16 protein-coding genes are annotated in these 13,517 nt (G+C 44.3%); 14 read left to right on the forward strand and 2 right to left on the reverse strand.

The features are described 5' to 3' along the window. The first annotated feature begins 80 nt into the window (after nt 1-80). The 14 genes from sctW (at nt 81) to R7E38_RS17125 (ending at nt 11,693) form a co-directional block, all read left to right on the forward strand. Nucleotides 81-974: a type III secretion system gatekeeper subunit SctW gene (sctW, locus tag R7E38_RS17060; RefSeq protein WP_064376729.1), complete on the forward strand. Its 894-nt coding sequence runs from the start codon at nt 81-83 to the stop codon at nt 972-974. Continuing rightward, on the forward strand, nt 955-1,239 hold the full coding sequence (locus R7E38_RS17065; RefSeq protein ID WP_170893405.1) for a TyeA family type III secretion system gatekeeper subunit: 285 nt from the start codon (nt 955-957) through the stop codon (nt 1,237-1,239). Before sctW ends, R7E38_RS17065 begins: the two co-directional genes overlap by 20 nt. After that, on the forward strand, nt 1,226-1,600 hold the full coding sequence (sycN, locus tag R7E38_RS17070; RefSeq protein ID WP_005388159.1) for a type III secretion chaperone SycN: 375 nt from the start codon (nt 1,226-1,228) through the stop codon (nt 1,598-1,600). The genes R7E38_RS17065 and sycN overlap by 14 nt, the downstream gene beginning before the upstream one ends. Continuing rightward, on the forward strand, nt 1,597-1,974 hold the full coding sequence (vscX, locus tag R7E38_RS17075; protein ID WP_042523770.1) for a type III secretion system protein VscX: 378 nt from the start codon (nt 1,597-1,599) through the stop codon (nt 1,972-1,974). The genes sycN and vscX overlap by 4 nt, the downstream gene beginning before the upstream one ends. Before the next feature lie 5 nt (nt 1,975-1,979). Further along, nucleotides 1,980-2,321, forward strand: a complete 342-nt coding sequence (vscY, locus tag R7E38_RS17080; RefSeq protein ID WP_005377248.1) for a type III secretion system chaperone VscY — start codon at nt 1,980-1,982, stop codon at nt 2,319-2,321. Further along, on the forward strand, nt 2,305-4,431 hold the full coding sequence (gene vcrD / locus R7E38_RS17085) for a SctV family type III secretion system export apparatus subunit VcrD (RefSeq protein ID WP_086013006.1): 2,127 nt from the start codon (nt 2,305-2,307) through the stop codon (nt 4,429-4,431). Before vscY ends, vcrD begins: the two co-directional genes overlap by 17 nt. Continuing rightward, complete coding sequence (locus tag R7E38_RS17090; protein ID WP_053304394.1) at nt 4,431-4,844, forward strand: LcrR family type III secretion system chaperone; 414 nt, start codon at nt 4,431-4,433, stop codon at nt 4,842-4,844. Before vcrD ends, R7E38_RS17090 begins: the two co-directional genes overlap by 1 nt. A 60-nt stretch (nt 4,845-4,904) precedes the next feature. Further along, on the forward strand, nt 4,905-5,189 hold the full coding sequence (locus R7E38_RS17095) for an LcrG family type III secretion system chaperone (RefSeq protein ID WP_226084283.1): 285 nt from the start codon (nt 4,905-4,907) through the stop codon (nt 5,187-5,189). Nucleotides 5,190-5,199: 10 nt separating this feature from the next. Next, a complete protein-coding gene (locus tag R7E38_RS17100) occupies nt 5,200-7,023 on the forward strand; it encodes a virulence-associated V antigen (RefSeq protein ID WP_318081924.1) in 1,824 nt (607 codons plus the stop codon). Nucleotides 7,024-7,035: 12 nt separating this feature from the next. Then, nucleotides 7,036-7,521: a SycD/LcrH family type III secretion system chaperone VcrH gene (vcrH, locus tag R7E38_RS17105; RefSeq protein ID WP_005377258.1), complete on the forward strand. Its 486-nt coding sequence runs from the start codon at nt 7,036-7,038 to the stop codon at nt 7,519-7,521. 7 nt (nt 7,522-7,528) lie between these two features. After that, on the forward strand, nt 7,529-8,728 hold the full coding sequence (gene vopB, locus R7E38_RS17110; protein WP_065274570.1) for a type III secretion system translocon subunit VopB: 1,200 nt from the start codon (nt 7,529-7,531) through the stop codon (nt 8,726-8,728). 10 nt (nt 8,729-8,738) lie between these two features. After that, nucleotides 8,739-9,743, forward strand: a complete 1,005-nt coding sequence (gene vopD, locus R7E38_RS17115) for a type III secretion system translocon subunit VopD (RefSeq protein ID WP_005377262.1) — start codon at nt 8,739-8,741, stop codon at nt 9,741-9,743. A gap of 353 nt (nt 9,744-10,096) precedes the next feature. After that, on the forward strand, nt 10,097-10,462 hold the full coding sequence (locus R7E38_RS17120) for a hypothetical protein (protein ID WP_318081926.1): 366 nt from the start codon (nt 10,097-10,099) through the stop codon (nt 10,460-10,462). 259 nt (nt 10,463-10,721) lie between these two features. Beyond that, nucleotides 10,722-11,693: a TAXI family TRAP transporter solute-binding subunit gene (locus R7E38_RS17125; RefSeq protein ID WP_005388171.1), complete on the forward strand. Its 972-nt coding sequence runs from the start codon at nt 10,722-10,724 to the stop codon at nt 11,691-11,693. Nucleotides 11,694-11,985: 292 nt separating this feature from the next. On the opposite strand, the gene R7E38_RS17130 is transcribed toward R7E38_RS17125, so the two are convergent. Beyond that, the gene (locus R7E38_RS17130) at nt 11,986-12,756 is read right to left on the reverse strand and encodes a sulfite exporter TauE/SafE family protein (protein WP_017633772.1); all 771 of its coding nucleotides are present in this window, start codon (nt 12,754-12,756) and stop codon (nt 11,986-11,988) included. 81 nt (nt 12,757-12,837) lie between these two features. Continuing rightward, nucleotides 12,838-13,353, reverse strand: coding sequence for an adenylate kinase (locus R7E38_RS17135; protein ID WP_115386021.1), 516 nt, complete (start codon nt 13,351-13,353; stop codon nt 12,838-12,840). Nucleotides 13,354-13,517: the final 164 nt, after the last annotated feature.

Genomic DNA, 13,517 nt, shown 5'->3' on the forward strand with positions numbered 1-13,517 from the left:
AAAACACGTCTGATTTTGACAGCTTCAACAAAGCGCACTTTCTATAATTCGCCTGTATTGTGCGGAAGGAATGCAAGTGAATGAGTATTATCAACAATCATATCGCAACAAATCCAAAGTTTGATGCGTCTATCCAAAACGGGTTGGAATCGTCTCGCCCCGACGTTTCACAAAAAGGCAATTATCGCGGTGAAACCGTCCGTGTTCACAATGCTACACAATCACTTTTTGATGCGATGGAAGAACTCACTTCACTCGGTTCCGAAAAAGCAGAGAAAGATCTGACTAAGCGCAAAGTGAAAGACAGTGGTGTTCGAGTTAATGAAGCACATGAACTCGTTTCGGACTATTTAAGAAAAGTCCCTGATCTTGAAAAGAATCAAAAGATTAAAGATTTGGCTACAAAAATGGCGGGAGGAAATATCTCGACCATCGCGCAATTACAAGCCTACTTGAATGGGTTTTCCGAGGAGAAAAGCCATCAATACCTCGCGCTAAAAGCCGTTAAAAAGTTTTTGAGTGCGAGTCCAGAAAGTAAACACCTACTAGCGCTGATTGACCAAGCACTTCTAAGAATCGAGCAAAACCCAGATACATGGTCTCAAATCGATACGGAAATCCGCGTCTCAAATTTTGCTGATGAATACAGCCAAGAGCAAGAGTTTAGCTCTTTGCATCAGCTGCGCGGCTTCTACCGCGATACCGTTCATAGTTATCAAGGGCTCGGCGCGGCTTATCAAGATGTTGTGGCGCGCTTTGGTGAGCAGGAGGTATCGACCGCTGTTGACTTTATGCTGCAAGGCATGAGTGCAGATCTTAGTGTTCAAGGTAGCAGTATCGATTCGGTTAAGTTGAAGTGGTTGATGTCCGATATGCAAAAACTCAAAACTCTAAATACGTTGCAAGATCGTGTGAGTCAGCTGTTCCAAATGTTTAAACCGGAAAGGACGAATTATGGCTTATCAAGTTTCTAATTTGATGGCTGATGTGATTGCGTTGGTAGAGCAGCGATGGGTAAGCAGTGATGAGATATGGAAAGTCGTCAACGCAATGGAATTGACGGCGGTAGAACAAAAAATCGATTTTTTTCGAGAGTTCCATAAGTTAGTTCGCGCAATCCCAATTGACGTATTCGCCGATGAAGAACAACGACAGAATTTAATCCAAGCGGTACAAAAGGCGCTAGACGAAGCCATTGATATAGAAGAAGAGGAAGCGTGGGAAGATGAGTTGGATTGATGCATCCGTCGATGAATTTTGCCGAGGAATGGGGCTCGATGCCGTCGATTTCTCATCAGCTGGACGGGTGCAGTTGGATTTTGAGCAAAGTGGTACGCTGCATATTGAGCGACAGGGTGAGCAGTTATTCTTGATGTTGTCTCGAGCGTTATCTTGGCATCAAACCAGTGACATGATTCAAAGTGCACTGTGTTTGTGTCATGCCGATCAAGGCTGGCCTTTCGAAATTAAAACCGGCTTGTTAGATGAGCAAACTCTGGTTTTTTCAGCAAGGCTAAAAGGAGAAGAAGTAACACTTCCGACCTTAGAGCAAGCGTTTACGCTTTTGGCTCGTCTACATAACGATGTGGCAGGCTCATGACTCGAGTCAGCACTTTAAACGTAGGCATCGAAGCCTTTACGCATGTTACTCATAGTGAAGTTAAGGCCGATTTCCCAGAGCGATTTCAACTGCTTCCTGATGGGCAGGCGGTCGCTACACATTTAGAGAAGCTCTATGACCTCCGGCCTTCAGACCAATATCTCATCGCGTTAACTAAGCCCAAGCTGCTGCATTCAGAGTTGTTGCGTCCAGAAAAATACCGTCAACAATTTGATGAAACGTTGGCTCAGCTGCAAGTTCTTGCACAGGGCTCAGGCTCCGTTTCTTTTATCAAAGCATCCGAAACGCTACAAAGTACGCAACTAGATCAGCGTTACCTCACTATGGCGCTCAATCTCCTTATTCAGGTCTAACCAACATGTTGAGATCCAAAGACATTGAACTCTTACTTGTTCACGCTGCGCTACAAGTTCAATACCAAAAGCCAGAGCATGCCATTTCTATTCTGGATGCGGTTCTAGAAATAGAACCGCAGCACAAAGAGGCGATGCAAACACTTGCTGTGGCGTGTTTACAAAGTGGTCGATATACCCGGGCGATTGAGGTGTGTGAGCACTTATTAAAATCCGACCTTCATCCTGACTCGGCAGGACTCTGGTTTTGTTTAAGCCAAGCGCGTTGGAAACAAAATGACGTCGATGGCGCCCGTCAAGCGCACCGACGCTATCTGCAATCTTTAAATAGTGAATCACATGAATAAGTTGATCGATATTCTAAACAAAGTAGGGCAACGCAAAGACATCATGCTTGCGGTGATGTTACTCGCGATCGTCTTTATGATGATATTGCCACTTCCTACCGCACTGGTGGATGTGCTGATTGGCACCAACATGAGCATTGCGGTGGTGCTGCTTATGTTAGCGATTTACATCACCACGCCACTTGAGTTCTCTGCATTTCCTGCGGTGCTATTGATCACGACATTGTTTCGTCTGTCTTTATCTATCACGACAACCCGCTTGATCTTGCTACAAGGCGATGCTGGTCAAATCGTTTATACATTCGGTAACTTCGTTGTGGGCGGTAACTTAGTGGTCGGTATTGTTGTGTTCCTGATCATTACCATTGTTCAGTTTATGGTGATCACCAAAGGCTCAGAAAGGGTAGCAGAAGTTAGTGCGCGCTTCTCACTCGATGCGATGCCTGGTAAGCAGATGAGTATTGACGGTGACATGCGTGCTGGAGTAATTGACGTACACGAAGCTAGGCACCGACGATCACTGATTGAAAAAGAAAGCCAAATGTATGGCTCGATGGATGGCGCGATGAAGTTCGTTAAAGGCGACTCCATTGCGGGTCTGGTCATCATTGTGGTCAACATCTTAGGTGGCGTCACGATCGGGGTAACGCAAAAAGGCATGAGTGCTTCTGAAGCACTTGAATTGTTTGCGATTTTGACCGTTGGTGATGGTTTGGTATCGCAGATCCCGGCACTCTTTATCGCGATTACCGCCGGTATTATCGTGACGCGTGTTTCTCATGAAGACTCTTCTGATCTTGGATCGGATATTGGTGGGCAGGTGATTGCTCAGCCACGAGCACTTCTTATTGGTGGTGTGCTTTTGGTGCTGTTCGCACTCATCCCTGGGTTTCCAAAAATCACTTTTCTGGTCTTGGCCGCCGTGGTTGGTGGTGGTGGTTTCTTCCTTTTCTATCAACAGAAAAAACAAGCGGAATCAGATAGCACCGACTTATCAAGCTTTGTTTCGCAAGGGGCCGGTTCGCCAGCAGCGAAGCCAAGCAAACCTACGCCCTCTAGAAACAGTAAAGGTAAGTTAGGTGAGCAAGAAGAGTTCGCCATGACGGTCCCGCTGTTGATTGATCTTGACGCGAGCCTTCAGGAAAGCTTGGAAGCGGTCGCATTAAATGAAGAGCTAGCAAGGGTGAGGCGCGCACTATATCTCGACCTCGGCGTGCCTTTCCCGGGTATCCACCTGCGTTTTAACGAGGGGATGCAAAATGGCGAATATTTAATTCAGTTACAAGAAGTTCCGGTTGCACGAGGACGAATTGTAAAAGACCAACTCTTGGTGACAGAAGGGAATGAGCAGATCGACTTATTAGGCGTGCCTTATGAGCAAGATGAAGATTTTCTACCCGGTATTTCTAGCATTTGGGTGGCACAGAGTTATGAGCAAAAACTCGTAGCCAGTCATGTCGGTTTTCTCACACCCGACAGGATTTTAACGTACCACTTGTCTCATGTTCTTAAGGAGTACGCACAAGACTTTATTGGTATTCAGGAGACGCGTTATCTGTTGGAGCAGATGGAAGGCAGTTATTCGGAGCTCGTTAAAGAGGCCCAGCGTATTGTTCCGTTGCAAAAAATGACGGAAATCTTGCAACGCTTGGTTTCTGAAGACATTTCTATCCGAAACCTTCGCGTGATCTTGGAAGCGATGGTTGAGTGGGGCCAAAAAGAGAAAGATGTTGTACAGCTGACGGAGTACATTCGTTCTAGCTTAAAACGTTACATTTGCTACAAATACGCGAGCGGACAAAACATGTTGCCCGCTTACTTATTGGATCAAAATCTCGAAGACACGATACGCAGCGGTATTCGTCAAACCTCAGCAGGGAGTTACTTGGCGTTAGATCCGTCAGTAACGCAACAATTTGTCAGTGATGTGAAACAGACCATTGGTGACTTAAGCCGCATGCCGAACAAACCTGTGCTAGTTGTGTCTATGGATGTACGCCGATATGTGCGAAAGCTTATTGAATCGGAATACTACGATCTGCCCGTTTTGTCATTTCAAGAACTAACCCAGCAAATCAATATTCAGCCACTTGGAAGGGTGGGGATGTAATGAAAACAAAACTAATACTCTCGCTGGCGCAAGCGGGGATCGAAGTGACGCCATACTTTTGGCAACAAAGTGAAATTCAACTTGGTTATCGAATTGAAGTTGAAGGCTTAGAGCTCGTTTTTCGGGTGGAGGACGGTGAAATCATCATCGTTCTTCTGAAACGCGTTCGTCCAAAATTGGGGTTGAGTAACCCCTTTGCCGGCTTATTTCTCTTGGCTGAACATGCCATTCAACTTTATCCCTCCGATTGGGTCATTCGCGGCAACGTCGATGTGTTACGTGGTAGCAACATGAGCAGCCAGCGATTGGCACAGTTCTATCTAAAAGCATGCGGTGCAAGCCATGATGAGCTAGACGACTGGTACTGTTTACGCCTAGCAGATTATAGACCTTTGAAAAAGTTGAAAAAGTAAAAACTCACGACTGTTACTGACAGCACCGATGAGATGACCCGCTTTAAGATAGGAATCAAGATGAAGCAACCGTTTACCGATGCGATTGAGAACGCTGAGCTTGCCATTAGAAAAGCTGAAGACAGAACCGATATTTTTAACGAGCTATTGGAAGGCTTAGGTGTTGGTCCTGTTGCGGGGGATGTTTTACTTGACGGCATAAAAGCGCCAGTAGATACCATGAAACGTGCAGAGCAAGAGCTAATAGACGAAGTCCAGCGCCGCCGGCAACAACAAACTCAGCTACAAGGTACGTCAGGTAAACGCAGAAAGCGTCCCACAGTGATGCGCGGCATGATGATTTAGAGGTTTGGAAATGACGAATATGAAAACGACTGGCTCTACGACAGGAGCAACAGACACAGCTGCGAGTAGTGCACCATTACCCACTTTCCAACAAAACTTGATAGAGGCATTTACCCCTGTACTGGGTGAAGCTGAGACTCAGCAACTTGCCTCTCTAATCTCTTCATTGCCAACTATCTCGGGACAAACGGAATCACAAAGCATCGCGCTTTATGTTGATACACTTGAAAGCCTAAAAGCGAAAAATAACGCGTTTGCTGGTATATCATTGACCGACACCGCATCTGTCTGGATAAAGTCGCTACAAAGTTCTAACTCAGATGGCGAATTAACCGCAGCCGAGTTTAATGCTCAAACAAACCAAACGCTATCAAATCAGTTTCAGGCTTGGTTTAGTAAGTTACTGACGGAAAACGTAGATAGCTCGTTGTCTACTGAGTTTGTTAGTCAATTTAATCTGGGCACTCAGAGTAACCAAGCGGAGCAGATCGCCAACCTCTCCGAGACAGGTCTGGCTAATGCCACCAAAGAAATTTCTCTTTTTGTTGCAGAGCTTGCTAATCAAATGAGCTCCCGTGAAGTGAGAGATGCTTCTATTTCTTTTCTTCGCAATGCCTTTAGTAGCTTAGGTTCCGTTAATCTCGCGCAACTGAAGAGCTCGGATTTCCTGTTGACTAAAGAGAGTTTCGCTCTTCAAGTCTCAGCTCAATTAAAAAGTAGTTTTCAAGGCATCGGTATTACTTTAAGCACCGATGACGCAAGTGCGTTAGCTAATCGAATCACTTGGACTCCCGGTATTTCTAAACAGCAGCTTAAAGAGGCGCTAAATGAAATGGCCGCTCAAGTGAAAGGCCAATATCGCGCAGCTTATGGGGAGGCGGCTGGAACAAACAACCTTAAAGCAGCACTTAACACTGTCATTGGCGGAACCGAGCCTTTGACCCTTTCTAGTCTGTTCGCCAACTTCGCGGTGAGTTTAACAAATATAGAAATCGACGACTTTTACCAGGACAGCGCGATAGCCGATGTCCAAAAGACACAAATAACGTCAGCTCAAGTTACTTTGATCAAAGAAAACACCGAACGAGACATCCGATTACAGTTTGAAAAAATAGTAAAAGGTGAATCTACCGGGGCTTCATTTACTGAGCGATACGAGGCATTGCGCAAGAACTTAGGGGCATTGAAAGAGCGTCTACTCAATATCACCGACAAAGAGAAAGCGGATCGCGAGGTGAGAGCAGAGCACTCTCTAACGGCTCGTGATTTGTTGGCCGTTGTTGAGTCCAGCATTGGAGACCGTTTTGATGAGCAAGTGCTGCTTGCACTAAATGAGCGTCGTGTTAACCGTTTAGAGAAACGTAATGACCAGAAAGAGGCATTAGAGGATCTCACAATACAGCTTAAAGTTTTTGGTGTTGTGCAATCAAAAATTCACTCTACGCAAAGTGTTGATGGGGTTTATAAACCGGGATATCCAGAAAGTAACTTCAAAGCGAGTGACTTTAACTACAGCAATCAAACGGATTTTGAAGCTTCACCTGAGTACAAGTATTTGACGGATAATAAGATAACAAACCATCGAGACTTCCTTCAAACACAAGGTATTACTATCGGTGATGGTGCGTCGTACCAAGACGAAGAGAAGTCGAAAAAACTGTCTAATTTTTCTAGTTCTGTCAGTGCTAAATCCAAGTTGCTTAACGATGAAGTGCAAATCAAAACCACTGAGCTGAACGACACCAGTTCTCAATACAACTCGACCGTTGAAGCGATGAACAAGTTTGTTCAGAAGTACCACAGTATTTTACAAGAAATCCTACGAGCCATTTAAGGATAACCAACCATGACTAAAACAAACGCGACCGATCCATCTCAAATGCAAGCAGAAGAACTGCTGTCTTTTTTGGAAGAGGGAGGCACGCTAAAAATGTTGCACGATGTGTCTCAGGACACCATCGAACACATTTATGCCGTAGGTTACAACTTTTTCCAATCGGGAAAGATTGAGCAAGCAGCGAAAGTATTTCAATTACTCAGCATGCTTGATCATTATCAGGCGCGATTTTTCATTGGCCTTGGCGCGGCTCGTCAGGAGTTGGGTGAGTATCTGCAGGCAATAGACGCCTACAGCTACGCAGCGCTAGTGGACGTAAATGATCCACGCCCACCTTTTCACTCTGCTGAATGTCACCTTAAACTGGAACAACTGACAGAAGCAGAGAGTGGGTTTTACAGCGCGAAGGAGATGTCTGCCGGAAAATCACAATATGCAGATTTGCATGAGCGTGCAGGCATCATGTTAGAAGCGGTGAGAAATAAAAAGGAGTAATTAGACTATGAGTTCTATTGCACTTGACCGCATCCAGACACAGGTTTATAGCCCTGAATCTGGCCAAGCCACGTTAGATAACGTGCAGAAAACGGCGCCTACAGCGACGCCTTCTGTGACGGTAGAAAACGTGAAGAGTAAAGATGCAGATGTACTGAACACCGGAAAAGTAAAAGTTCAGTTAGATGCACCTAACGCAGCTGTTAGTGACAAAGTGAATGATTTGACGCTAAAAGCCATGGCACAGCTGCAAAAGATCGTCGATACCATTGCAAAATCTCTCCATGCAGTTGCAGACCAAACAGGTTCGATTGCCGTCAAAATCATCGCAGGATCTGCTGATGATTTTGAAGTAGAGCTTGCTGCTATCACGGATAAACTGAAAAGTGCTCAAAACGAGCTGAAAATTCAGGAAGTGAAGGTCGCAAAAGCTAAACACGAAAAAGAGATGGTGGAAAACCAAGACAAAATCAAAGAATCGGAAGCCGCTGCAAAAGAAGCCCAAAAATCAGGCTTAGCAGCGAAGATCTTTGGTTGGATCAGTGCGGTGGTTTCTATTGTTGTTGGTGCCGTAATGGTGGCAACGGGTGTTGGTGCAGCAGCCGGTGCACTTATGATCGCTGGTGGCGTTATGGGAGCAGTGAGCATGGCGTTGCAAGAGCCAGCCGTTCAAGATGCGCTAAAAGAAGCGGGCGTAAATGTCGATGTGCTAAACAAAGTCGTAATGGCATTAGAAATCGCCGTCGCGGTTATCGGAGCTGTTGTGACGTTTGGTGGTGCAGCAGCTGGCGGTATCGCGAAACTTGCAGCGAAAGGTGCTGGTAAGGTAGCTCAAAAGGTCACGGAAATCGCTACGAAAGCCGCTGCAAACATGGCGAAAGTGGCGGATATGGGCACAAAAGCTGCGACAACAACAGCGAAAGCGATTCGTTATGGCGCAGAAACCGTCGATCTTGCCGTCAACGTGGGTAAAGGCGCAACGGACAGTGTTCACGCTGCTAACAATGCTCACGTGACAGAGATTCAGGCTGATATCACAGACCTTCGAGCCAAAATGACGTTAAGCCAGGCTGTCATTGATAAGCTCAAAGAAGAGATTGGTAAGTTGATGGAAGACTTCCAAGAGCTGATGAGCCTCATCATGCAAATGATTCAAGCGAAAAGTGAAACTATGCAAACGGTGTTAAGCCGTCCTGCAACGGTATAAGGAGTTTAGTATGCTAGATAAAGTAGGCGGAACGGGTCGTGGTGAACTATACGGTTTAGGCGACACCATTAAAACCAACAAAGCAGAAAAAGCGCCGGAAACAAAGCTTGAAGCGGGCGCCGTTAAAAGCCAAAGTGAGTCAGGTGTTTCTGGTGCAGCACGCTACCAGTTAGAGACACCTAAAGCTCCTACAGTGAGTAATCAAGCTCAAGTTGTTGCAAACTTAATGAGTGCTCTTGCGCCGACGGTGAGCTCATTAATGAGCACAACGATGAAAGCACTTAACGGTGAGGAGGTGATCAAGTCACCATCAGATGCGGTATCACAATCGTTGACGCTATTAACATTGTTGTATCAAGTATCAAAGCTGAGCCGTGAGCAGCAAGTGCTACAACGTGAAATTGCTGTTGAAGCAAACGTCGCGAGTTTAGAAAGCCAAGCGGCAGAACTCAACAACTCGGCAAGCGCAATGATCGCGATGGCAGTCGTTTCGGGTGTATTAGCGGGTGCTACCGCAATTATTGGTGCCCTTGGTTCTTTCAAAGCAGGGAAAGAAATCAAGAATGAAATGGCGAGCAATAATGTACTGAAAACGCAAAAAGCTGGCTTCGATCAAGCAGAAGAGTTATTAAATAACAATAGCTTGTCTAAAACTCAGCAAGATCAGGTTAAGCGTGCGCACTCACTAGCGAAAGACAATATCGCAGACACGACAGCGCAGCTGACAAGTGGTGGCCGTAAGTTCGATAAGTTGATGAGCTCAAACCAAGCAAAGAACGCGATTCTTCAAGCTTTGGGCCAGATGGCAAACTCAGCATCGAATGTAGAGCAAACCAAAGCGCAAGCGCGCAGCAAAGATGATGAAGTACAAGCGACTCGCGCACAAGCAGCCAAACAGAAAGCCGATGAAAACATTGGTTTCCAAGAAGGCTTATTGAAAGAGCTACGTGACTTGTTCCGATCTATCTCAGATAGCCAGAACCAAGCGTGGCGAGCATCAGTCCCAACGGTATAACCATCCGTTTCACTAACTACAAAGCGTTGTTTATACAACGCTTTTTTTATTTCAGCTATCTAAACTAGATACAGATATTTACTGGGTGATTTGTTTGTAAAGCAATATAACGTAGTGAGTTACATTGCATAAAAGTTACTGTTTTTGTTGAACTCAGCTCAAAGCTAACAACTTCATAGTAGCCTTGTTGCGTAAAATTAAGTTAAAGTGCCATTATTATTCACAAAAAGTGTGTTTAAGAATTTTTTGTAGTGAAGGGTGTAATTAGATACTCAATAACAAAATATGGTAGTTCGACTGGTGAGTATTTGGGAACAGAATTATATAAAACTCAACTTAATAAGTAGTCGAAGATGGAAGATATCAGTTTAGCATCAGATTTAGTGATTTATCTGACTACGGTTGGAATTTTAGGTATATTTGCTTGGTTTTTGTTTGTTATTTATTTGAAATCCAAGTGGTTGAAGTATCTTGAAGATGCTCTTGATGATGGAGTTCGATACTACACTCTGAATATATTCTTATCAGGTCACGGAGTACTACAATATGGAACTGTTTTTCTGAGCACTTTTCATGCGAAACGATATAAAATGTTAGAGAAGAGGGATAAGGTTCCAATTCATATTCAACGATTGTTTGTTCTCTCATTCGTATTATTTATTTCAAGTACATCATGTCTTCTGGCTGGAGTTATAACTCATCATATTTATATAGAATAAAGGTTATTTAACAAGATTATAGTAATTTGACCTGAGTATTTCTATTTAATAGATAATTTAGAATGGACATATCAGTCTAAAGATTTAATTTTCTAGACTATACGGTTTACGCTTATATAGAGCCATTATATAACGGCAGAATATGCCAATAAAATGGTGATTACTAAGCTAACCGCCAAGGATGAGAACTCAAACGTTATCAAATTGTTAACGGTTGCTATACTTAAACGGTCATCAACACAAGTAAAAGGGATGTTCAATGTTTAAGTTTAAGCAAATCGCACTTGCGGCTTCTTTGGCTGCACTCACAACAGGCTTTTCTGCGTCTGCGGAGGAAACGTTTGTCACGATTGGTACCGGTGGCGTAACAGGGGTTTATTATCCGACTGGTGGCGCTATTTGTCGCTTGGTTAACAAATCGCGAGAAGATCACGGTATCCGTTGTTCGGTAGAAAGTACTGGGGGGTCGATTTATAACATCAACACTATTCGTGCTGGTGAATTGGACCTTGGTATCGCGCAATCAGACTGGCAGTATCATGCTTACAAAGGAACCAGTAAGTTTGAAGAAAGCGGGCCTTTTAAAGAGCTGCGCGCCGTATTCTCCGTTCATCCAGAACCGTTTACTGTCGTTGCACGTAAAGACGCGAACATCAAAACTTTTGATGACTTGAAAGGTAAGCGCGTCAACATTGGTAATCCTGGTTCTGGTCAGCGAGGTACTATGGAAGTGCTAATGAACCAGTATGGTTGGAGTAACGACGACTTTAAGCTTGTCTCTGAGTTAAAAGCAGCAGAGCAATCAAAAGCACTTTGTGATAACAAAATTGATGCGATGATTTATACCGTTGGTCACCCAAGTGGAGCGATTAAAGAAGCCACTACGTCGTGTGATAGTAATATCGTAACGGTAGCTGGACCTAATGTAGAAAAACTGGTTGCAGACAACAGCTTCTATCGTGTCGCAAATGTCCCAGGTGGTATGTATCGTGGCACAGATAGTGATGTTCAAACCTTTGGTGTGGGCGCGACGTTTGTTTCTTCTACTGCGGTACCAGAAGATGTGGTTTATAACGTGGTTAAAGCGGTATTTGAAAACTTCGATGATTTCCGCCGTCTCCACCCAGCGTTTGCAAACTTGAAGAAAGAGGAAATGGTAAAAGACGGTTTATCTGCGCCTCTTCACCCAGGTGCGCTCAAATACTACAAAGAAGTAGGGCTGATTAAGTAAGCGTTACTTTCTCTTATTATTGATGTAAAACGCCATCTTTCTCGATCAATGCCACTCGTTTAACCGCGAGTGGCATATTTCTATTTCTCGTCATCCTGTACAGCGACGAAGGAGCGTGATACAGGATCTTCTATCCGAGCACTTTGTGATCAAAATGGTTTCATTAGCCGCTCAGTGTAGTGATATTAGATTCCTAACCTCGCTGGAGTGACACAAAAATCGTTAAGCTATCTGCATTAATCTTTCGCGCTGGTGTTTTTGTAGGATTGTTATCCACTTGTACAAGTTTTGCTTAAACATAAACATCAATGAAAAAGTAGATAGTGATGAGAATAGAAGAAAGAGCAACAAACCCTTTAACATGATTGGGATTCAGTTGACGAGATACACGAGCTGCAAGATACCCACCTACCAACGTACCGACCAAAACAACACTACCTGTGTGCCAGTCAATGGAGCCATTGGCAACAAAAATCACGATAGCAATGAGTGAAACACACGTAGATACGAGCAATTTCAAACCGTTCATTAAATTAATGTCTTGGTGGCCAGCTACTACCAGATAGCTCAGAACAATAACCCCTAAACCTGCGTTGAAAAAACCACCGTAAGCAGAGACACCAACAAGTAGTAAACCCAACGCGATTGCTCCGAGTATGCCAGCATGTTTGTGCTCTTTCGCGACAGTTTTGATTAGCATTGTTAAACGAGAACCGATGAGAAAAAGCACGGTGGCAAATAAGAGTAACCAAGGGATAGCTTCCATAAATAGCGATTCTGGCGTGTTGAGCAACAGATATGCTCCGACAGCGCCGCCGACTAAACTGAATGAGACTGTGAACAGCAGTTCATGCTTGTTCTTCATGATCTCTTCTCTGAACCCGACGGCTCCGCTAATGTAACCCGCACATGAAGCATACGTGTTTGTTGCGTTAGCCATAATAGGAGGAACACCAACTGCCAATAGAGCCGGAAAAGTAATAAAGCTTCCGCCTCCCGCTATGGAGTTAATGATCCCACCAATTACGCCAGCAACGAATAAAAGTGCTAGTTCTAAAAGCATAAACAATCCTTGTTATGTTCTTTTTCATTGTTAGAGCTTCAGATGCTCTAACCCACATGCTCTAATGTTCTGATATGAGGTTTACTTTACCCGCTCTAAAACAAAATTGTTCAGTTCTGTAACGTTTTTGATGACATGAACGGTTTTACTTTGAGAGTACCCTTCGAGGCGAGACATAAAGTCATCATTCCAGAATGCAGGGCATTGCTGAAGAACTTTGTAGCTTTGTAACGTTCCTTTCAGTACCGAACTACCATCAGGCCAACCTTCAGGTTTTATGAATAGTCCTTTAAGGAGACGTTTCGTCACAAACCAATAGCTTACGGAGTATGGTAGATCAATATAAATGAGAGTATCGGCTGCATCTAAACGAGCGTTGAAAGAGCTGATCGGTCCAAGGCCATCTATAATCCAACGATCTGAGCTTAGTATATTGCTATGGGCTTCATCAAAAACGTTACGCTCAACGGGATCACCGTTTGGTTTATAGACTATTGAATCTAATTGATGAAGAGGAAGACCGGTAGCAGACGCGATTGCTTTACTTACCGTCGATTTTCCACTGCCGGGTTTACCAAAAACTGCTATTTTTTGCATTGTGACCGCCTCCAAGAGAGCTTTTCCCATACGGTAGAGACAGAAAACCCACCGCTATGGGTGGGTTCGATAAATACTGAGCGCATCAAAAAATCCCACCATTCCTATGGAATGATGATAAATCGTTGGTTAAGTTGCGCTAAGTGTGTGTTCATACAATCACC

Origin of the sequence: Vibrio sp. Vb2131 (genome assembly GCF_033338535.1) — a bacterium.
Lineage (GTDB): Bacteria > Pseudomonadota > Gammaproteobacteria > Enterobacterales > Vibrionaceae > Vibrio > Vibrio alginolyticus.

What these genes read in the sequence shown, in the direction of transcription:
- R7E38_RS17100 (WP_318081924.1), top strand. Translation starts at nt 5,200, where the DNA reads ATGACGAATATGAAAACGACTGGCTCTACGACAGGAGCAACAGACACA.
- sctW (WP_064376729.1), top strand. Translation starts at nt 81, where the DNA reads ATGAGTATTATCAACAATCATATCGCAACAAATCCAAAGTTTGATGCG.
- vscY (WP_005377248.1), top strand. Translation starts at nt 1,980, where the DNA reads ATGTTGAGATCCAAAGACATTGAACTCTTACTTGTTCACGCTGCGCTA.
- sycN (WP_005388159.1), top strand. Translation starts at nt 1,226, where the DNA reads ATGAGTTGGATTGATGCATCCGTCGATGAATTTTGCCGAGGAATGGGG.
- R7E38_RS17130 (WP_017633772.1), bottom strand. Translation starts at nt 12,756, where the DNA reads ATGCTTTTAGAACTAGCACTTTTATTCGTTGCTGGCGTAATTGGTGGG.
- vcrH (WP_005377258.1), top strand. Translation starts at nt 7,036, where the DNA reads ATGACTAAAACAAACGCGACCGATCCATCTCAAATGCAAGCAGAAGAA.
- R7E38_RS17095 (WP_226084283.1), top strand. Translation starts at nt 4,905, where the DNA reads ATGAAGCAACCGTTTACCGATGCGATTGAGAACGCTGAGCTTGCCATT.
- vopB (WP_065274570.1), top strand. Translation starts at nt 7,529, where the DNA reads ATGAGTTCTATTGCACTTGACCGCATCCAGACACAGGTTTATAGCCCT.
- R7E38_RS17135 (WP_115386021.1), bottom strand. Translation starts at nt 13,353, where the DNA reads ATGCAAAAAATAGCAGTTTTTGGTAAACCCGGCAGTGGAAAATCGACG.
- R7E38_RS17090 (WP_053304394.1), top strand. Translation starts at nt 4,431, where the DNA reads ATGAAAACAAAACTAATACTCTCGCTGGCGCAAGCGGGGATCGAAGTG.
- vopD (WP_005377262.1), top strand. Translation starts at nt 8,739, where the DNA reads ATGCTAGATAAAGTAGGCGGAACGGGTCGTGGTGAACTATACGGTTTA.
- R7E38_RS17125 (WP_005388171.1), top strand. Translation starts at nt 10,722, where the DNA reads ATGTTTAAGTTTAAGCAAATCGCACTTGCGGCTTCTTTGGCTGCACTC.
- R7E38_RS17065 (WP_170893405.1), top strand. Translation starts at nt 955, where the DNA reads ATGGCTTATCAAGTTTCTAATTTGATGGCTGATGTGATTGCGTTGGTA.
- vscX (WP_042523770.1), top strand. Translation starts at nt 1,597, where the DNA reads ATGACTCGAGTCAGCACTTTAAACGTAGGCATCGAAGCCTTTACGCAT.
- R7E38_RS17120 (WP_318081926.1), top strand. Translation starts at nt 10,097, where the DNA reads ATGGAAGATATCAGTTTAGCATCAGATTTAGTGATTTATCTGACTACG.